The 22,191-nt window shown below is 30.8% G+C and carries 11 protein-coding genes; 2 read left to right on the top strand and 9 right to left on the bottom strand.

Features of this window, described 5'->3' with window-relative positions; translation table 11 throughout:
• Window positions 1-22 precede the first annotated feature (22 nt).
• From CLAVI_RS04395 to CLAVI_RS04360, 8 genes are all read right to left on the bottom strand, one after another.
• On the bottom strand, window positions 23-1,684 hold the full coding sequence (locus tag CLAVI_RS04395; protein ID WP_194844383.1) for a peptide ABC transporter substrate-binding protein: 1,662 nt from the start codon (window positions 1,682-1,684) through the stop codon (window positions 23-25).
• A gap of 179 nt (window positions 1,685-1,863) precedes the next feature.
• A complete protein-coding gene (locus CLAVI_RS04390) occupies window positions 1,864-2,019 on the bottom strand; it encodes a hypothetical protein (protein WP_194844382.1) in 156 nt (51 codons plus the stop codon).
• A 188-nt stretch (window positions 2,020-2,207) separates the two neighbouring features.
• Entirely contained in the window at window positions 2,208-2,528 is a 321-nt protein-coding gene (locus CLAVI_RS04385) for a hypothetical protein (RefSeq protein ID WP_194844381.1), read from the bottom strand.
• Between the two features lie 5 nt (window positions 2,529-2,533).
• Complete coding sequence (locus tag CLAVI_RS04380) at window positions 2,534-2,827, bottom strand: ABC transporter substrate-binding protein (RefSeq protein ID WP_194844444.1); 294 nt, start codon at window positions 2,825-2,827, stop codon at window positions 2,534-2,536.
• 446 nt (window positions 2,828-3,273) lie between these two features.
• Window positions 3,274-4,308, bottom strand: a complete 1,035-nt coding sequence (tsaD, locus tag CLAVI_RS04375; RefSeq protein WP_194844380.1) for a tRNA (adenosine(37)-N6)-threonylcarbamoyltransferase complex transferase subunit TsaD — start codon at window positions 4,306-4,308, stop codon at window positions 3,274-3,276.
• 62 nt (window positions 4,309-4,370) lie between these two features.
• Window positions 4,371-6,017 (bottom strand): ABC transporter ATP-binding protein, encoded by a 1,647-nt coding sequence (locus CLAVI_RS04370; RefSeq protein ID WP_194844379.1) that lies wholly within the window; start codon window positions 6,015-6,017, stop codon window positions 4,371-4,373.
• Between the two features lie 2 nt (window positions 6,018-6,019).
• Entirely contained in the window at window positions 6,020-6,862 is an 843-nt protein-coding gene (locus CLAVI_RS04365) for an ABC transporter permease (protein ID WP_194844378.1), read from the bottom strand.
• Window positions 6,859-7,779 carry an ABC transporter permease gene (locus CLAVI_RS04360; protein ID WP_228547642.1) on the bottom strand — a complete coding sequence of 307 codons (921 nt, stop codon included), beginning with the start codon at window positions 7,777-7,779 and terminating at the stop codon, window positions 6,859-6,861. Before CLAVI_RS04360 ends, CLAVI_RS04365 begins: the two co-directional genes overlap by 4 nt.
• 176 nt (window positions 7,780-7,955) lie before the next feature.
• On the opposite strand from CLAVI_RS04360, the gene CLAVI_RS04355 reads away from it, so the two are divergent.
• On the top strand, window positions 7,956-8,726 hold the full coding sequence (locus CLAVI_RS04355; protein ID WP_194844376.1) for a transporter substrate-binding domain-containing protein: 771 nt from the start codon (window positions 7,956-7,958) through the stop codon (window positions 8,724-8,726).
• Window positions 8,699-9,361 (top strand): amino acid ABC transporter permease, encoded by a 663-nt coding sequence (locus tag CLAVI_RS04350; RefSeq protein ID WP_194844375.1) that lies wholly within the window; start codon window positions 8,699-8,701, stop codon window positions 9,359-9,361. Before CLAVI_RS04355 ends, CLAVI_RS04350 begins: the two co-directional genes overlap by 28 nt.
• A 63-nt stretch (window positions 9,362-9,424) precedes the next feature.
• Here the strand turns inward: CLAVI_RS04350 and CLAVI_RS04345 are convergent, their stop codons facing one another.
• Window positions 9,425-21,871, bottom strand: coding sequence for a hypothetical protein (locus tag CLAVI_RS04345; protein ID WP_194844374.1), 12,447 nt, complete (start codon window positions 21,869-21,871; stop codon window positions 9,425-9,427).
• Between the last annotated feature and the right edge of the window lie 320 nt (window positions 21,872-22,191).

Raw genomic sequence — 22,191 nt, 5'->3', positions numbered from 1 at the left:
TGTTTTATATAGTACTTATTTACTAATTTTCATTATATGTTGCATGCGTTAAATCAACTCCACCAGCAACAGATAGGTTAAAATTTTGTAATTTAGGACTAACTGCATACTCCATGATATGATAATAAATGGGTAAAACAGGTAATTCTTTCATAAGAATATTTTCTGCTTCTAAAAGGAATCCTTTTTTTAAGCTACTTTTACTAGCAAAGATAGCTTGGTTAAGAAGGGCATCATAGGCTTTATTTTTAAATTTAGTATAATGAATAGCACTGTAACTTTTACCACTACCTTGTCCTTGAAAAATTTCTAAAAAAGGTAAGGCATCATCAAAGTCAGCAACCCATTTACATATCATGAGATCATAAGCTTGAGAACTTCTTTTTTCTAAAAATAATTTAGCTTCACAAGGCTCTATGTTGATATGAATGCCAAGGATTTCCTTCCATTGTTTTTGAATAAGTTCTGAAATTTTACTATCAGTAATGTATGAAGAAATATAATTAAGCGTGATGGAGGAAAAATCTTCAACAGACAAGCCATGATTAATTAGAGCTTTTTTAAATAATTTTAAGGCTTCATCTTTGTTTGTTAAAGAAGGAGTAGAAATATCTCCATGAGCTAAAGAAGGAGGCAATATGCGATGGGCAGGTAATTGGGAACTTCTTAATGCTTGTTTGATAATCTCTTTTCTATCTATCGCCATAGATAGGGCATGTCGAATATCAGGATACTTAAGATATTTATGATCTAAGTTAACTGCAAGCCAGCTAGTGCCAAGTAAAGGAGCATGATTGAGTTTTCCATTTTTTCTTAATTGATCCATTGCTTCAGGAAGTACTGCTTCATACCATGGTGGGCCAATCCAATCTAATTGACCACGTTGAAACATTAAAGCAGCTGTAGAAGAGTTTTTAATAATTTTAATTTTTATTTGGTTAATACTGACATTTTCATGATCCCAGTAAAGAGGATGCTTGTTTAGGCTTATGCCTTCCTGGGGTTCCCATTGTTGTAATGAGAATGGACCATTAGATATAATTTGTTTAAGTGGAAGCATTCCAGCTGCTCTTTGCTTATGATGTACTGGAAACGTTGTTGGAAATGCCATTAATTCCTCAAAATATGAAACAGGATATTCTAAATGAATTACTAACTGATCATGTGAGGGAGTTTCAACACCTAATTGTGATGCATCCATTCCCTCTTCTTTAATTTTTTTAGCATTTTTTATTGGATAAAAAATGGAAGAATAAACAGATGAAAAATTGGGAGATAATACTTGTGCCCAAGATTCTTTAAAATCATAAGAGGTAACAGGTGTGTTATCAGACCAAAAATTTTCTTTTAATGAAATGATGTAAGTCTGTCTATCTTTAGAAATTTCTACAGTTTTTACCATGCTAGGAACGATGTTTTTACCATCTTCTACACGCCATAATCCCGTAAAAAGATGTCGCAGAACAGAGAAATCTCTAATGTAAGTAATGCGTCTAGGATCAAAAGAAATAGGATCTTCAAGAGAAGGAATCGTTAATATTTTTTGTGAAGAAGGGGTTATAGTTTTTTTTTCTTTTCCACAGCCAGATAATATAGATCCTAACAAAGCAAAGATGGCAAATAATAAAGATGCCTTAGTATTAACGTATTTTAATAACATATTGAACTCACAATCTAAATCCATCCATCTTATTTGCATAAAACAGGCTTAATATGGATTAGTTAAAAATGCCTTTTTATCATTGGACCAAAAGCATAAATAAAGATGTCGTTAAAATCTATTTATAAGAATAGCTAAAAGATGTAACAAAAGAGATTTTTTTTGAAATTATCAAGAGTTCTGAGAGAGAAATGGCTAAATTATTAAGATGAAAATAAATGATTAATAATTTTTTTTTCAAAAGTTGCGTAGGTAAAATTACATCCTCCAGTAATAGCTAGGTATATATTATGCAAGGATGGATTAACTAGATATTCAAGAATTGGATGATAAAGAGGTATAACTGGCAGTTCCTTCATTAAAATATGTTCAGCTTTGAAGAGAAGTTTTTTTTTAAAGTTTCATTTTTATTAATGGTTACTTGTTGTGATAAAGAACTAAACAATGAGTTATTAAATCCTGAATAATGTGAGGATATGCATGTATGAGAGTTTCCTTGGCTTTGAAAATGTTCAAGAAATAATAAAGGATCATTAAAATCAGCAGTTCAACTGCTAATTAATAAATCATAATTCATAGAAGCTCTTTTATCTAAAAATAGTTTAGCCTCGCAAGCCTCTATTTGGATTTCAATTCCTAAAACATTTCTCCATTGTTCTTGAAGTAAGAGAGCAATTATATGGTATATAGCATTAGAAGCTACATAACAAAGCTTAATGGAAGAAAAATTTCCATAGCTTTTTCTTTGTTTGTTAAGGCGTGTTTTTTTGATAAATTCAGATGATAGCGAAGGAGGTAATATAGAGATAGCAGGAGTGTGGTCATTTTTAAAAATTTGTTTAATTAATTCTTGACGATCTATATCCAATCTAATTAACCGCGTTGAAACATTAATGCTGCAGTAGCTGAGTTTTTAATGATTTTTATTTCAATTTCATTATAAGTTATGAATTTATAATTCCAATATAAAGGATTTTTTTCTAAAACAACGCATTGCTGTGGTTCCCATTTTTTTAGTAGAAAAGGTCCATTAAAAATAAGTTTTTTTAATATTAATGCTTGGGTTTTACGCTGTGTATGATGAATTGGAAATGCCATTAATTTTTTAAAACAAGGGAATGGATGTTCTAAATGAATTATTAGTACATCCTCACATGGAGTTTCAATACCTAATTCTCATAAAAACATGCCTTCTTCTTTTATTTTTTTGTGCATTTTTATCGGGTAAAGTGTATAGGCTAATGGGCATGCAAATTTTGGAAAGAGTACTTGTTGCTATGATTCCTTAAAATCATAGGATGTTACAAGGGTATTATCTGACCAATAACTTTTTTTATCGTTTAGATACTTTTCTTGTAGAAGCTAAATTTTCAACAATTTTATCATATTGACCAATATGTATAATCCAGAGAAAACATGCCTGGCAAATTGAAAATCTAATACAAAAGCGACTCTTCTAGGATCAAAAGATGTTGGATCTTCTAAAATAGGAAGAGTTATTTTTTCTTTTTTAATTGATAGTTTTTTTTAAGCAGTACATCCAGATACAGAAATACTAAACATAAGAAAAAACAAAAAATACATGTTTTTTTGATAAGCATATAATAGTCTATTTATAAAAAATCATACTTTTTCCATGCAGATTGTGATGAAATAGTAATATTTTTACTAATAATACCCTGTGCTAAATAAGAGCTATAACCATAACCAGCAATCATAACTGCGTTATCTGTGCATAGATTTTTAGGAGGCAAGAAAGAGGGGATATTGATTTTTTTTTCAATCAACGATCTAAAATAAGAATTAGAAGCAACGCCGCCTCCAATAATTAAAGCCTTACAAGAAAAATGGTTAATTGCAAGTAAACATTTATCAATAATTTTAGAAAAAGCAGCATGTTGAAATGAAGCTGCCACATTTTGGCGATCTTGATCTGTGTGAAGAATTGATATTGCTGAAGATTTATTGCCTTGTCCTTTTACTGCATAAAGAATTGCTGTTTTTAGCCCACTAAACGAAAAATCATAAGGGCGACCTTTTATTTCACCAGCTTTAAAAGAAAAAGCTAAAACATCTCCATGAGTAGCTAATTTTTCAATAGAAGGACCTCCTGGATAGGGAAGGTCTAATATTCTAGCAGCTTTATCAAAAGCTTCTCCAATAGCATCATCTACAGTCATGCCAATAACTTCATAATCTATATGCGATTTCATCAAAAACATCACAGTATGGCCTCCAGAAAGAACTATTCCTAAAGAAGGAAACATTGGTAAGGTTTCTGCTGACATAATGGCTGCATATAGATGAGCTTCTACATGATTTACACCTATTAATTTTTTTTTTGTTCCAATTGAAAGACCTCTAGCAAAGTTAACACCCGTACTTAGAGCACCAATTAATCCTGGGGATGATGCAACTGTTATTAAGTCTATATCTGCTAAAGAGACATTAGCAATTTTTAATGCTTTTTGTAATAAATCAGGAAAAACACGAGCATGTTCCCGAGCTGCAATTTCAGGAACAACTCCTCCATAAGGAGCATGTAAAGATTCTTGAGATGCTATACAATTTGATAAAATCTCTTTTCCATCTTTAATTACTGCACATGCTGTTTCATCACAAGTGCTTTCCAAGCCTAGTATTAACATTTGATTATCTATCCTTAAAAATAGAAAAAAAAGATTATATTAAAAATTTGATAAATTTTTCTTTAGCTATATTTTTTATAAAAAGAAGGAATAGTCGCTAATAATGATTGTGTATAGGCATCTTTTGCTTCTTCAAAAAATCGATAACTAGGAAGATTTTCAACAATTTTTCCCTGATTCATTACCATAATTTTATCTGTGAAGAATTTAACAGTAGGAAGATCATGACTAATAAATAATAATGTAGTACCTAGAGATTTTTTAATATTTAAAAAAAGATCTAACATTATTTTTTGATTAAATGAGTCTAAAGAGGAAAGAGGTTCATCACAAATAACACACTCTGGTTGAGAAACAAGAGCTCTAGCTATGCATATACGTTGCTGTTGTCCACCACTAAGTTCTGATGGAAATCGTATTAAAAATTGAGGGCTGAGTCCAACAGAATCTAATGCTTTATGTACTTTTTCTTTTTGATCGTTCAAAGAAAATTGTTTAAGTAAAGCCAATGGTTCTCGAATGATTTCCATAACAGTCATTTTAGGATTTAAGGCACCTTCACTATCTTGAAAAATTAGTCGAATTTTTCCAGAGCGTAGTAAAGATCGTGAAGAAGACCAAGGCTGGTTGTTTAATAAAATAGACCCAGAAGAAGGTGTAGCTAATCCAGATAAGATACTGGCTAAGGTAGACTTCCCAGAGCCACTTGCACCCACTAATCCAATACATTCTCCTTTGAAGATATCTAAAGATAAATTTTTTAAAATAAAATCTTGAGTACTTGTTGGCCTATAAAACAAGTTTCGAATGCTAATTAAAGGAGTGTTTATTTTTTTAACAAAAACAGGAGAATGTAAAGAAGTTGTCACGCGTTGATCAGATTTTTGAATTTTTTGATTCAAGTGATGATCAAGAAGCTGGATACCAGGAACATTTTTAATTAAAGAGATAGTTTTTTCATGTTTAGGATTATTTAAGACTGTGGAAATTTTTCCTTCTTCAACAATTTTTCCTTTATTAAAGACTAGCATTCTATCACAAAAGTCTTCTAGCAATGCCATATTATGGGTAATTAATAGCAAGCCAGACCCAAGGTCTACTGTTAAGTCTCTTAATAAAGTTAATAAATGAAATTGCGAAATACAATCCAAAGCAGTAGTGGGCTCATCAGCAATGATTAAATCAGGAGAACAGGCTAATGCCATGACAACAGCAGCGCGTTGTTTCATTCCACCACTAATTTCAAAGGGAAATAATTTTATAAAATGATGAGGATTTTTGATTTTTACTTTTTCTAATAAAAACAATATTTTTTCAATACGCTCTTTTTTTGTCAGGAGGGTATGTTTACGCAATCCTTCTGTTAGTTGAATGCCCATTCTTATTAAAGGATGTAAAGCAGAAGCTGGATTTTGAAAAACCATACCAATTTTATTGCCACGTAAAGTTTTCATATGGGCGTCAGTCATAGTGCCTAAATTTTTACTATTAAAAGAAATATTGCCTGAATGCAGGATAATATTTTTAGGAAGTAAACCAATTAAAGCTTTGCCTATTAAACTTTTTCCTGCTCCAGATGGCCCTACTATAGCCAAAGATTCTTTAGCATGAAGTTGGAATGAAATATCACTAAGAAGGTTAGTATCTTCACCAGGCTTAATAAGGCGTAGGTAAAGATTTTTTACATTTAAAATTTCTTGATTATGCATGGTTAAAAATTTTCGAATGATTTTTTAAGCCCTTCGGCTAAAAAGATAAATATTAAAAAAATGAAAAAAAGTATTAAAGCAGGAAAAAAAAATTGCCAAGGATAGTAATTTAATGAGTTACCTCCTTCGCGTACTAAATATCCTAAACTTACATGAGGGGGTTGTAATCCAACTCCCATAAAGCTTAAAACAGATTCTGCAAGTAAAGATTGTTGAAACGCTAAAGAAACAACAGGAATGATTGGGGAACGAATATTTGGCAGTAAATGTTTAAAAAAAATATGAAATGGAGAGGCTCCTAAAGATTGTGCAGCTATTACAAAACCAGTGAGTTGTAATCTTTGGAAGTGCCCTCTAATGATCTTTCCTAACACAATCCAACCAGTCATTACCATTCCTAAAATTAATGCAAAAGGATTATTTCCAAGAACAACAACAATAAGTATAATCACTAGTATATTGGGTAGAGAAAGAAGAATATCAGCAAAATTAACTAAAATAATATCCCATTTTTTCCCACCTAAAGCAGCAGTAGCTCCCCAAATAAAGCCTATTATCACTTTAAAGATAGTTGCTAAACCAGCTATAGCTAAAGATAAATGAGCAGATAAAGCTATACGAACCGCCATATCTCGCCCAAACATATCTGTACCAAAAAAATGAGAAGTAGATGGTGCTAGATTAGCTTCTTCAAAGACCATTTTTTGATGAAAATAAACTGAACAAAATGGATAAACAAACAGATAAAAAAGAACAGGGATAGATATAACAAAAGAAACAAAAAGAAAAGTTGATGAACTTTTCTTTTTGTTCAAAAAAGTAAACAGAGATTGTATTTTTTTCATATAGACCGCCTTAATCGAGGATCAATTAGACAATAAATTACATCAGCAAGTAAAGATAAAGACACCAGTAAAGTACCATAAAAAATTGTTAAGCCCATAATTAAAGGGTAATCTCTATTGCCAACAGCATTGACAAACCAACACCCAATTCCAGGAATGCCAAACATTGTTTCTACTATAAAACTACCAGTTAGTAGTCCAGTAAATAAGACACTTGAATAACTTATAACAGGTAGTATGGCGAAAGGAAAAATATGACGATGCATAATTGTGAAGGAAGATAATCCTTTTGCGTAAGCAGCAGATATAAAAGTTTCTTGCATAACATCTTTGGTTGCTACTTGAGTAAATCTTGCTATTAGTGTGCATGGGAAAAAGGCTAATGTGATTACTGGAAGAATCATATGAGATAAATTACCCCATCCAGATAAGGGTAGGAATGAGTATTTAAAGGCAAAAATATATTGTAAAATTGCTGCTAAAGTAAAATATGGAACAGCGCTAGCTATGCAAAAACCTATTAAAAAATAGAGAATTTTTTTTCTTGATGTTTGCATTCCACTATAAATGCCAATTGGTAGGCCAATAAAAAGAGCTAATGTTAAAGCAGCTAATCCTAATTTCATAGAAACTGGAAATGCGCTAAAGATAATTTGTCCTGTAGTACGATTAGGGTATGTTAAGGAGGAGCCATAATTCCAAGTAAAAAAATTTTTCAAACATTGTCCATATTGAAACATCATTGAGCGGTCTAAATGATAATGTTTTTTTAATATGAGAATTGCTTGAGGTGATATATGCATTTCATCAGAAAAAGGATCACCAGGAACAATTTTTGTCAAAATAAACGTTAAGGTTAAAATTATCCAAAGATTAAAAAAATTAGCCAAGAATCTTTTAAGAAGAAATTTTTTCATTATATTTATAATTTGTTTTATATAACGTGAGTTTAAAAATAATTTATAGAAAAATCATTCTATCTTATTACTTTTAATTTTTCTTATAAAATTTTCATTTTTTAGAGAGAAAATAAATTTATTCCACTATATGATATAATTTCAATTAGGCAATTTATAAAAAAAATCCTTTAAACATGAAAATATTTATCATTGTTCTCTTGGTTAGTTTAACAATAGGGTGTACTGCTTGTTCTCAGAATAATAAAAAGGACAAAAGCGCTTTTTTGCTAGTTGGTACAGATCCTACATTCCCTCCTTTTGAATCAATCAATTCTAAAGGACATACGATAGGATTTGATATTGATATAGCAGAAAAAATTGCAACGAAGCTTAATAAAAAACTTGTTGTACGACACCTCGATTTTGATGCATTATTTTTTAGTTTAATGCAATCAAAGATAGATTTGGTGATCAGCGCGATATCTATAACTGAAGAAAGAGCTAAACAAGTTAATTTTATTCCTTATCAAGGTGAAGGTATTGATCATTTATCATTAGTATTTTGGAAGCAACAGCCTGAAAGATTTGAAGAATTTAAAGGTATCGTAGCGGTGCAAACAGGGACATTTCATGAAAAATTTCTTCGAGCAGTTGCTACGAAAGATATGCGTATTAAATCTTTTTCAAGTGTCCAGGAGCTTATTTTAGAGTTAAAATTTGGTAAATCTAATGCAGCTATTTTAGAGCCTTCAGTGTTAAAATTAATGATGTTAAGATTTCCTGAATTAACTGCATCGCCTATACTTTTAGGTGATGAGTATCGAGTTCATGGTTATGGAATTGCTATCAATAAAAATAATCAAAAACTGTCCCATGAAATTGAAGAGGTCATTAATGATCTAAAAGCAGATGGCAGCATACAAATTCTTGAAAAAAAATGGCTATATTCTCCTTGCGTGGGCTAGATAATATTTATTGTCTTTTACAAGGCGCTGCACTAACCATCATGATTAGTGCCACCTCTATTATTATAGGACTAATTTTGGGTTGTTTAATAGGCATTATTCGTTGTAATCAAGTAAAAAAAAAATGGATAGATCTTGTTTTTGCTTCTTATGTAACTCTTATCAGAGGAACTCCTTTGTTCATTCAAATATTAATCATTTATTTTGGGTTACCAGTGCTTATTGGATATGATATTTCTCCATTAATAGCTGGAATTGGCGCATTAAGCATTAATTCTTCTGCATATTTAGCTGAGATTATCCGTGGAGGCATTGATGATATTTCTTTAGGCCAATGGGAAGCAGCTCAATTATTAGGGTATTCTTTAAAAGAATCTCTTATGTTTATTATTCTTCCCCAAACGTTTAAGAAAATACTTCCTTCTTTAGGAAATGAGTTAATTGCTTTGATTAAAGAAAGCAGTATTCTTATGGTGCTTGGAGTGCCTGAATTAACGAAAACAAGTAAAGATATTGTTGCTCGTGAATTTCGTCCTTTTGAAATTTATACGATGACAGCTTTTCTTTATTTATTTATTACATCCATATTAGCGAAAGGGACTTCTTTTTTTGAAAAAAGAAAACCAAGTAGATAAAAAAATGCCATCAATATTTTCATATTGATGGCATTTTTTATGTATATTTTTTCAATTTATTTATTAAGAAAATGGCATCCATAAAACGCTTACGTTCATATCTAATACATTTAGTGTAGATCCTTCAGTATGCTTAGTGTAGGTGTTTTGTAAAGAAAAGCTAATAGAAGAATAATTTGGAGGTAGCATAAAGGTATTTCTACTGCCAGCAGCAGTACTTGTACCCATGAATACTTCATAACTAATTGAACCAATTCGTTTAGCTCCAACATCAGCTAATTTTAAAGGTATAGTAATAGGTCTCATCAATGTAGCAACAGAATTACTCCATGATGCAGATGATAAGCGTACTGTAAGAGTTAATGATTGATCACCACGATTACGATCATCGTCACTTAAACCAAGAACCATACAAGAGAAGGTGTAAATACCTGGTTTTGTACCTATAATATGGGGTTTTGCGCCACTGGGGATAATAAATGACTCAGTATTTGGATTTGTTTGTTGAAAAGAAAAATTATCCCAAGGTGCATGACCTGCATTTCTACCTGCTTCCAACGGCCATAACCATCCTGTATAACCAGCGTTAGATACATCATGGGATAAATTACGTCCTTTAGGAATGCTTATAAAGCTAGAGTAAAGTAGGTTATTAATTTTTCTATGGCTCAGCTCTGTGTTTAAATATTCTAGATTAACAACATCAGATATATTAACAGGACTAGCAACACCAGTAACAGAATGATTACCCATATTTAAAGAACCAGTCATATTGCCTCCAAAAATAGGCATATAATTGTTCTGTAAATAATTTAAATTTACAGCATCGTGTGATTGCACTGGATTTTGTAAATTAATAATAGTGTTACCATTCATATTTAAATCAGCATTCATGGCAGTGTCACCATTAAGGCTTAATACACCCAAAACTTTGGCATCTAATGCATTTAAACGTGCATTAAGAGTAGCTAAATTTACTGCATCTTGATCATGTTGGGGGTTAGCTAATCCTTGGATAATATACATGCCACCCATATTAATATTGCCTGTCATAGTTCCACCTGTAAAAGGTAGGTATGAAGACATAATAAAGGTCACATTTTTTTGTAAAATACTAATCATTCCTTCTGCATTAGTAAGTCCAGAAGTTAAATGTGTAATAGTTTTTTCATCTTCTATTAACTGTTTTTTTACAATATTTAAGGCTGCTTGTAATTGCTCAGAACTTTCATGTAATGCTTTAAGATCTTGCTTCATTTCAATAATATTTTTATTAATAGCAAGGTCGCTGATGTTTAAAGAATTTGTGTTTATGGTTAATTCATCAATAGCATTGGATAATTGATGATCACTATGTTGTAGTGCTGTAATGTCAATTCTTTCTTGATTAGTTAGTTCATGTAAAGCAATTGTTGTTTTTTCTAAAAGAGCAGATGTTTTCGTTGTTTCTTTTGCTGTACTGGCAACAATCACCTCTATTTCAGATACAGTTGATTGTAGGGTGCTTAATGAATTTGCTGTAGTAATATTTTGGCTTTGAAGGGAAGAAAAATTTTGCTGTTCAGTCGCATTAAGATTTTGTAGAAAACTCCAGAATAGATTCTTATCCATTTGTGTAGTTTGCTGTAGTTGGTTCAGAGTTGTACTATTAGTAGAAACTACATTACTTAAAGATTCCACAGATACTGTTAAAGCATTCTGATGATTAGTCAAAGCTATAATCTCACTATTATAATGAGAAACGTCAGTATTTATCTGCGTCATAGATTTTTCTAATGTATTTAAAGAGATACTGGTCTTTTCATGATCTTTTTGAAGAGATAAGAAATCTATATTCTCTTTATTACTTAAGGCATTTAATGCATTGGTTAAATCGATGCTTTTTTGTGATAAATCTCCAATAATTAACCCTTGGTCAGCAACAGTATTTTTTACTTCAAAAAGAGTCTGACATGTAAATACTATTGATGTGGAAAGATTTTCATCAGCAGATTTAAGATCCTCTAATGCAATTAATTGAGAGACGGAAAATTCTTGAAAGTTACTTGCTAGTTTATTTGCACTTATTTTTTCTTCTGCTAATAACGCATCTAAAGAGGTTGTTTTGCTTGTAAGTGTATCGATGCTAGCTATCATATTCATAGATAAAGAAGTATATTTTTCTAATATATTTGCAGCATCTTGATCCTCTTTGTTCTTTAAGGCCTCTATATCTGCTTTTAAACTGGATATATCTACAGATTCTTGATTAGTTAAATACTCAATATTTTGAAAAATTTCTGTAATTTGATTATTGATAGTAACAAAAGTATCACCTGTGTGAGTTGCAGATAATTTTAAAAGATCTACTTCAGCAGACAGGTCCCGTAAATTTTTTGTTAAAATCATATCGTTAGCTTTGATGCTATTCAAAGCTATTTGGAAGTTATCAATTTTTGTATTAGTAACATTTTGGTTAACTGTAATTTGAGCAGAGATATTCTTTATAAGGTATTTAAGTTCTCCTTGCTCATTGAATAATGTGGTGATTTGTCCCTTGATATGATCAATAGAAGCAGCATCTGCAGCTTCTGCAGCAGTTAAGGTGGCAATATTGGTTGTATTCATGGAAATTTCATTATGTAATACAGATATAGAGGTAGTGTAGTTATTAAGAGCACTACTCCAATCAGCAGTATTTTCTAAAGAATTAGCAACCAAAGCCGTAATGATTTCGTAATGGCTTTTACACTCTAATACATTACTTTCCATACTAGAAATACTAGTATTAAGAGTTTCAAATTGAGAGCTTACTCCTTTTTTTAAACTAATAATTTCAATGGTGTGTTCATCAACTTGCTGGGTAAGTTGAATGATTTCACGAGTATGGTCTTGACTTATTGTTGACAGGTTTTCTTCTAAGGTATGTATGTTGACTACATCTGCTAAGATAGTATTCACGGTAACAGTCAATGAGTCTGTTTCATCATTTAAAGCATCGATTTCTGTGCTTGTTTTTAGATTTAAATTATTTAAATCTTGTTTTTGTTGAGTAGTTAAAATTTGTAATGCTAAAGATTCTTTTTCTAAAATAACAACTCGTCCTGTTAAATCATTAACAGAAGAGTTTATTTTAGCTGCTCCTTGTTGAATAAGGCCTATATCACTAGCTTCTTTTTGTATTAAAGCATTTATAGAACTATCTAAAGCTTGAACAGTTGTAACAGTTTGAGAAAGTTCTTCAGCAAGATTAGCTGCTTCTGAATTCAAGTCATTAATCTGTTGCGTATTATTGTTAACTGTACTGGTTACAATAGATAAATCTTCGCCTAATACAGCAACATTAATTTTTATATGATCAGTTACAGATGTTAGGGTAGCTAAACCATTAGTAGTGCTTTGAACAAGCTTATTAAGGGTGTCTTTTTCTTCTACGAATTCTTTTTGAAGAACGGCGACATTATGATCTGATTCATCTTGTCTTATTTTGAATTGAGATACAGTTGCTTCAACAATATTAAAGGTGGTGCTTAATACACTTATATTATCTTCAGCTTTAGCAAGAGAAGAATTAACCTGAGTGTTTGCTACTTGTAGTTCTAAAATATTATTTTCTTCTTTCTTAACAGATATAGTAAGAGCAGCAATTTCATTAGAAACTTGTTCTTGTAAATTTCCATAAGTTATTTGAAGTGCATTTGTTGTATTAACTAATGAAGACACTGATTGGGAAAGTGTGTACTCACTTGTTTGTAAATTATCAATGATAGATGTGTGTTGAGCAAGTGTTTGGGTGTGTATTTCTGAATTAGTGGATAAATTAGAAACATCTTTTTTTAAACTATTAAGATCTTCTGATATACCTAAAACTGTAATGTCTAAGTTGCTTACAGTTGTATTTAATGTAATATGAGCTTTTTCTAAACTATCTACATCTTGTTGTTCCTTAATAATTAAGTCGTTTAAAGTTACTGTGTTATTATTTGTAATAGTAGAAATTGCTACCAAGTTGTTGCTAAAAGTCGTTAACTCATTGGAAAAATCATAAACTTGACTGGATAAGCTATCCTCTACTGCAGCTATACCAGCCATTTGATCTAACACATTAGACATGCTCAAAGTCAGTAAATTTTCTGATTCTTTAAGAGCGTCTACACTAGAATTAATGGATTGTACTGAAGCACTAAGTTCTGTAGTAATAGTATTTAAGCTATTAACTTCATGATTTAAAGCTTTTGCAGCTGATTTTATAGTAAGTATATCAAAAGAATTTTCAGCGATAGTTTCTGTGGATTTATCTACTATATCTGTTAAAGCGTGTAATGAAGAAGTGTTTAAGATGTTATCTGTCATAACTATGGCAATTTGAGAAGCTAGCTGTGTGACATTATTTTGTAATGTATTTTCTAAGCTTGTTAATGCGCTAATTTCTCGAACAGCTGTGCTGAGCAATTTGGTATTTTCTGTTGTATATTTTTTAGTTATTTTTAGATCTTGAGCAAAAGTAGTTAATTCATTTTCTAAATTACTTACACCAACGTTAAGGGTATTAACAGAATCTGTTAATTGCTGATCTTTCTGAGATAATAAATGCATATGAGCAGATTCAACTGCAGATAGATCTTCTATAGATTGCATTGTTGCTTCAGTTTTATGAGCTATACTAGTAATACTTTGCTGTGCATCTGCAATTGCAGATGAAACTGTAGATACTTTTGCTTTTAGTAGGGAAATATCATGATTTTGTTCATTGTCAGAAGCAGATAAGCTAGCTATTGATGTTGTAAAGGTGCTTATTGCTGTTGAGTTAGATCCTACCTGAAGTTCTAAATCAATAACAGATTGAGATGTAGCAGCAGTATCCCCAATAACTTGATTTAAACTTAAAGATATTTGAGAAAGAGATTGAGCAGTACTACTAGTTAATGCTTCTACAGCGATCATATTTTGAGAAATATCTGTAATATGAGTTTCAGCACTAATCATTCTATCAGATAAATCTTCAACACCTTGCTGTAGAGCAGTAATATCATGAGCATTAGATGCTAGAGTTTCTTCTAACACTGCCTCATTTTGTGATAAGATTTGTTGAGCTTCATTTAAGGATTGAATTTGTCCTGATTGAGTAAGTAATTTATTGTTATTAGCATGAACATTATCATTTAATATAGAGTAATCTTGAAGAACATTTTCTACACTCATACTTATATTATTATAGCCATTTTTTAAAATAGCTATATTAGCTTCATCAGTACTTATGCTAGTAACGAGGCCAGATACTGTTTGTAATGTATGATCTAATGAAGCATTCATGCCTGTTACTTGGCTAATAAGATCACTAACAGCTTGTTGATTTGATACATCATATTTTTGTAATTCTGAAATCTCATTGGAAATAACACCTATAGTTTGGAACATGCTAGATGTATTGCTTTGGAGAGTTGTTGCGATAGAAGTAAGAGAAGTAACATTTTGAATAGTAGCTTCTGATGATGCTTCTAAAAGACTTACAGCATCACTAAGATCAGCTGTTTTTATATTCAATGTAGTAATGGCAGTTGTTGCTGTTGCAATATTACCAGTAATAATAGATTCACGAGAAACAATGTGAGTTATTTCTGCTTCAATATTTTCAATATGATCACTATGAAGACTAGTGGTAACAATTACTTCAGCTAATTTTTGTGTTGTTGAAGAAGTTGCTGCTTCTAATTGAGTAATCTCTTCTGATATTGAGGCTACCCTATCTGTAATATACATATCATAATTTTTCAGCCCTTGAATATCTTGTTCAACATAATTTACTGTACTAGATAATAGAGCATCTTTTTCTGATAATTTATTTAATGTTGCTGCAGTTAAATTTTCAAATTTTTGAGAGTTAATTACATCGTTTTGTAATTGTGCTACATTGCCTTGAGTAAGTGCATAATCTGTTTGCAAAGCTTCAATGCTTTGCCCTTGAGAGCTAATACTCTGTGTTTGTTGCCCTAGAGAGTCAGATAGACTATGTATATCTTGATTATGATCGCTAATTACACTTTGCATACGATCTATATTGTCATGAACATCTTTTAATGAATTATTAATACTTAAACCATTATTAGTTAGTGCGACTATGGATGCTCTTAGATTATTAAAGTTTCCTTGGCATGTAGAAGATGAATCTTTTAAGGCTTGGATATCATCAGCTTGTGATGTATTTCCTTGTTGCAGGCCAATAATTTGATCTGAAATAGCTGAAATAGAACTAACTAATGTATCACTGGATTGTTGTAAAATACTTACGCTTTGATTTAAGTTTTTTACATTTTTTATATTTACTGTGAGAGAGGTATTCATGTTAATGATATTTTGCTTCGCTGTAGATACATCTGTTTGAACAGAAGTCAAAGCTGTTGTCAATGAAGCTAAATTAATAGCGTTAGAATGGACTGTTTGTGAAAGAGAATCAGAATTACTTTGAAGAGCTGCAAGAGTTCCAGTAACAATAGACATATCATTTGTTAATTGTGTCATTCCTTGAGTAAAGGTAGCAATTTGATGAGCATCTGGACCACTGTATAATCCTGAAACAGACATTAATAAATCATAATCTGTTTTGCAGGTATTAATGGTATTTGTTATGTGAGAAATATCATTATTAATGCCACTAATCGAAGAACTAATTGTAGAAGTTGTTGAATATAAGGATAAAATATCGCTGGTGTTAGTAGATACTTGTTGTCCTACATTAGCAAGGCTTTGGATAGTATTATTTAAATTGCTTTCTAAGTTAGCTGTATGGTGTGAAATATCTGTAAATATTTGTTGGGTGCTTGTTTCAAAGGCATTGAAATGAGTGATATCCTTCTCTATTTGTTGTATTTGGTACGCATTGTTATTATTTTCTGATTGTAAATTGATAAGATCAGTATGAACTACTTGTAAAGATGATGAAATTCCCAATAAAGATGTTTGCGCTTGACTATCAGATGTTTTTAGTAATTCAATTTCACTTGAATAATTATTAAGAGTTTTTTCTACTATAGTATTTTTTTCATGAATATCATTTATATTTGATGAAAGAATAGTTGATTTATTTTTTATCTCTATAATTTCATTTGTATGCTCTTTAGTTAAGCTATTTAATTCAATAGTATTTGTTTGTATATCTGTGATATTTGATTGCATATGCTGAATTGTTTGGCTTTGAGCTCCAGTTTGATTATTTAAATCACCAATATTTATAGTTACAGCATCTAATACAGTATTAATAAGTGTTACTTCTTGAGTCAATTTAACTGTGATACCAGCAGCGATGCTTTGATCATGAGCCACTTGTTCTAAAAGTATGCTTTGGGATTGAAGTCTTTCGATATTTCCCCCAGTAATTACCTGTAAATTAGCAATATGTGCTGCATCATCTACTTCAGCTTGACCAATATGTGCTATTTGCAATGAAAGATCTTTACTAAAGGTATTAATAGTAGATACATCTGAGATTATGGTTGCTACAGTAGATTCAGTTTGAGCTACTGCTTGTTCCATAGAATCAGATTTTATTTCTAAGCTAGTGATACGTCTTTCATGGTCTTGTACTGTATGAGAAACATTTTTTAGAGAAAATGTTAATCCAACAATGCTGCTTGAAAGTCCTGATTCTACAAATTTCATTTGAGTAATATCTAATTGGGAAGCGTTGATTTGATCTATATTTGCTCCTGTTTGAGCAGTTAAAAGATCAATTTGATGAGATTGAGCAGTAGAATTTTGGCCAAGGAGCGTGACTGTATCAGAAAGAGAGTTGAAAGAATTATGAAGAGATGCATCAGCATCTTGTAAAGTGGCGACATTTGTGGCTAGTTGAAGAGATAATTGTGTTGTAGCTTGAATATTGCTTAAGACTTTATTTTCAGTATTAGTGAGATTATTTTGTACTGTTTTTATAGAAGCTGATAATCCTTTTACTGATGAAGAAATAACTTGAACATTTTGTGAAATAGTTTGATCTACAACACTTAAAGCAGCAATATCTTGGGTGGCAACATCTAAGTGATTATTATTATTTTGTACTTGTGAATACAAATCATTAATTGAATTCATATTGCCAGCTGTCGTTCCAGCTAATGTGGAGACTTCTCCTGCAAGAACACTTAATGAATTAGAAAATCCAGCTTGTGATACTTGCACAGCAGATAACTTACTCATAGTTTGATTTACATTGCTGGTATTCGTTGTTGTTTGAGTAGCTAAGGTTTTTAAATTAGCTTCTTCTGCTGCTACATGAGCTGATAGGCTGTTTATGTTTGTTGTTATATTTGATAAAGAATTTGTTAATGCTGCATCTGAAGATTCTAATGCACTTAATCTAACATTTGCTCCACTTAGTCCATTTGTAACAGTGTTCATACTCGACTGTAAATTATTAACAGTCTGACTAGTTTGTTGTACTGTTGTTCCCATTACTCCAATAGTGTTAGATAACTGAGTTACATTTTCTGTAATGATTTGGGAAGTGGTATTTAAATAAGATATATCAAGTTTTTCTTTTTCAGCTAAAGCTGCTAAATCTATTTTAATATGAGTATTTGCTTCATTGATCGTGTAAATATTATGATTTAATTGAGCTGTTTTTGTAGTAACAGCATCAACTTTTTCTGTTAAATCTTGAGTAGTGGTATTTAATGTATTAGTTAATGTTGATAATGAAGCTAAGTATTGATGAGCTGTCATTATATCTTGAGAGTTAGTTTGGACTGTTTGAGTAAGTGTTGATACAGAGTTAGATGTTGACAGCGTAAGAGCAGACAAGGCTGTAACAGTTGAGTTTAGGGTGTTTAAGGATCCATTGAATGTAGTAATTGTATTTTGAGCTGTTTTTAAGATGTTATTTGTATGATCTAAGTTTTTTTCATCAATAGTTAAACGAGTACCTAAATCAGAAATCGTATCTTTATAAGTGCTAGATTGAGCAACAAGATCATTAACTTTAGTTGTTAAATTTTGAAAATTTACAATTAATTGATTTTCAGAATTAGTCAAACCAGCAAAATTTTTCACACAACGAGTATCTAAATCATTTAACATGATTAAAGTAGATTGTAAGTTATTGCTTAGATTAGAAAGAGTACTATTTGTGGTATTAAGATCTTTTTTTACAGCATCTGTAGCTTTTGATAAACTATCTGTATCAGCAGCTTCTTTTTTTTCTAAATTAGCAATTAAATCTGAAAGTAAAATAACATCAGAGGTTTCCTTATTTGTAATAGATGTAATTGCAGCAGCATTATTTTGAGTGGCAATCTGTAGTTGATGAATAAGGTTAGATAAATCAGCATCTGCATTTTGTAAATTCAATATTGTTTGATTTATTCCAAACAGATTATTTCCTTCTAGTGTTGTAATAGCTTTTGTATTAGCTGCTACTGTAGCATTGATGTTTATAAGATCTGTAGATAAATGGGTGAGTGTTTGAGATAATTGATTATCAGATGCTAATAGCCCTGAAATATTATTGTGAACATCTGTCATATCAGACTTTATAACACTGACAGAAGAACTAAGGGCTTTAAAAGCTTTTTCTAATTCACCTAAAGATACACCAATTTGTAAACAATCTTTTTTATCACTAGTTTGGTGTGTTTGTAAATCACCTATATTTGTAATACATTGATCTAATTTTGCTCTTAACAAGTCTTCTTTTGAAATAATTTCAGTTACTTGTATGGATACATGCTGGCTAAGATCTGTAAATGAGTTATTAATAGTTGAAAGATCTTGGTAAATGATTTGAATATCAGAGCTCTGTTGTTGAATATCATCTTTTTGATTGAGTACTTGAGCACTTAGAGAGCTAATAGAACCACTAACAACATCTACTTCATTGGATAGATCATTTACAGATTGTTCAATTTTTAAAATTTCATTCCCAAGCCCTGTCTCTGAAACTTGTTGCAATGTTTGTAAATCTATAGCAAAAGCATCGAACTCACTTTGTAAATGAATAATATCAGAAGTAGATTGATTCATATGCTGCTTCACTAAAAATAAGTCACTTTGTATTTCATTGATATTATTAGCTTGTGATTGAGCGTTTGTGTTTAAAAAATTTGTTAAAGATTGGAGAGTAGTAACATTTTGGGTAGTTTGTTGTAATTTGCTAAGAATATCACCCATGCCTTGAGTGTATTGGATAATACCTTGACTCCAACCACTAGTATCGACTTGTTGCCCAAGTAAATTCATTAAAAGATCACAAGTACTTTGACAAGTATTTACATTCTTAGATAACGCAAAGACTGTTTGGTCTAATGCTGTTAATGAAGATGTTGTATGTGTGTCTGAGGTTTGTAATTCTGTAATGGCTGCATTAATTTTATTTAATGTTCCTTCACCAATTGTAAATTGTTGTCCTAATTGGTTAATTTGAGCATTAATTTGAGATGAAGTTATAGTAAAATTTTTGGTTAATATGGCTTGAGTTATTTCTAAAGCTTGAATAGAGGAGGCACTATTACTAATAGTGGTGTTGATATTTGTGATATTTGTTTGAAGTTTTTTAAGTGAAATATCCAAAGTCGCGTTACTGTTCATAATAGATACGAACTGTATGGAGAAGTTGTTTGTTGTAGTAGTTAATTTTGTTATTGAAGATTCAGCTGAAGTAATTTTGTTATTACATTCATTAAGAATATTGCTTTGTTGAGTAATTGTTTTTTCTAATTTTGCAAAAGATATAGTGGTATTTGTGGTTATGTCTTTTAAAGACGATATACTGTAGGCCTGTTCATTGACCAATCCTTGGAGGTTTTTTAAAATTTCTTGTAAAGATCCTAAAGGAAAAACAGCGACTAATTTTCTTAACTCTTCTATATCTTGAGTATTAGTGCTTGTTTGAGATGAAAGAGTAGCTGTAAGTTGAAAATTTTTTTCTAATAATGCAGAAAGAGCGTCTATTTCTTTTTGTAGTTGTATATCTTTGTTTTGTAAATTCGTAATAGCTACTGTGTTATTATATGTATTAGTTGTCAGATTATTTAAGCTGATAGTCATTCTTGAAAAGCCAGAAGTTAAATTTAACACGTTCTTTTTTAGAGAATTTGTATCTGATTGAATGTTAGAAATAGTTGTTCCTTGTTGAATAACTTGACTGGATAATGATGTAATTTGTTTTGGTAATTTTTCTAATTCTTCATTGATAGCAATAATTTTGGTATCAATAGTATCAACTCGTATTTTTAGATCTTTTAGGGCAGTAGTATTTTTTTCAGTTTTAAGATTGATTTGACAAACAAATTTTTTGGTTGTTTCAAGATTTTCCTGAAAAGATATAAATTCGATATTACTTGTGTGATTGACTGAAGAAATAATTTCTACATTTTTTTGAATTTGTACCATTTTCTGAGAAAGTTCTATCAACACTTGGTTTTGTGAGTTAAATGAATCAGAAAAATTATCAACAATTGTAATACTAGCGGTTAATGAGATGTCTAAGCTACTGAGCGCTGTTTCTAAAACTGAAACGCGGTGTGTTACAGCTGTAATATCATGAGTGTTTTGTTGTGCTATAGAGCTAAGGGAATATAACTTTTGTAATAAAGCTTCTTCATGAATAAAAAGTTTTTTTACGCGATGCCTAAGACGATTTATGATATCTTGTACTTCATTAAGATCATGACGTTGATTATTTACAGTTGTGCTTAATCCTTCTACAATACTTTGTAGGTCAGATAAGCTGGTTGTAGTTATAGAAACATTTTCTGTTATTGATATGGTGCTTTGGATATTAGCAACTAATTTTGCTTGTATGACATTGATTAATTGACCTGTGCCTATAATAGCAGTATTCATGCTAGTAATTTGCTGAGAAATTTGTGAAGAATCATTATTCATATGAGTAATGGTTGTGGTTGCTTCAGTAATAGAGTTAGTAATTTCTTGGACTTGTTGCAAGCAGTTAAGTTGATTATTTTCAACAAGAGCTAACTGTTCTCGTATATTATCATCTTCGTCTTGTAATGTAAGAATAGCTAATTCATTAGCTGCTTCTTTTTGCGCTACAATTGATATATGGTTTAATGCTTCATCAATATTTACATGTATTTGAGATAATTCAATGCTAGTAGAATTAATCTTTTCAGAAAGAGGCTGGATAAATGAAGTAACGAATAAAACATTTGTTGCGCTATCAAACTGATCTACTTCAGGGGTTGCTACTCCTAAAAGAGCGTTGCCTCCAAGATCTAATGATCCTTTGAGAGAACCTCCTACTAAAGAAAGATAATTTTGTTGAAGATAGCCTAAGGTTACTGCATCTTGTATAGCAGTGGGATCTTTAATCCCAGTTATAGAACTGTCTCCATTAAAAATTAAGTTTCCAGTTATTGGAAAAGAAACAGATGTTCCATTCATAGGAACGTAAGATATGGTTGAATTGCTGGTTGATCCAGCAGAAGTCACATTCGCAAAAATATTATTATGGAATGTTTTCTTCAAAGCACGTTCAGTAAATTCATTACTGTCAGCTTCGTTGATTTCATTAATAGGCATAAACATGAACCTTTTATAAAAGAAATTAAATTTGTAAAAAAAATTAATATCAATTAGTTAAGATTGTTAAAAAAAAATAACAAACTTTTTATAAAAAACATTAAAATTAAGTTAATATTGTGTTGTTTTTAACAAATGAAGAAGACACATCTTGAAATAAGATATAAAAGCCACAGAAAAAAGATCTTTTTGGATTTTTTCAAAAATTCGGGCTATATTAATTATAAGTAAAAAGTAAAAGCGAAATATGGTTATTAAAATACAAACTCTTAATATGTTATAATTAAAAAAAAATCTACTATTAATTTTTAATATTAAAA

This window comes from Candidatus Clavichlamydia salmonicola, from assembly GCF_015356765.1.
GTDB classification, from domain to species: domain Bacteria; phylum Chlamydiota; class Chlamydiia; order Chlamydiales; family Chlamydiaceae; genus Clavichlamydia; species Clavichlamydia salmonicola.
This window is presented reverse-complemented; position numbering and strand designations above follow the sequence as displayed.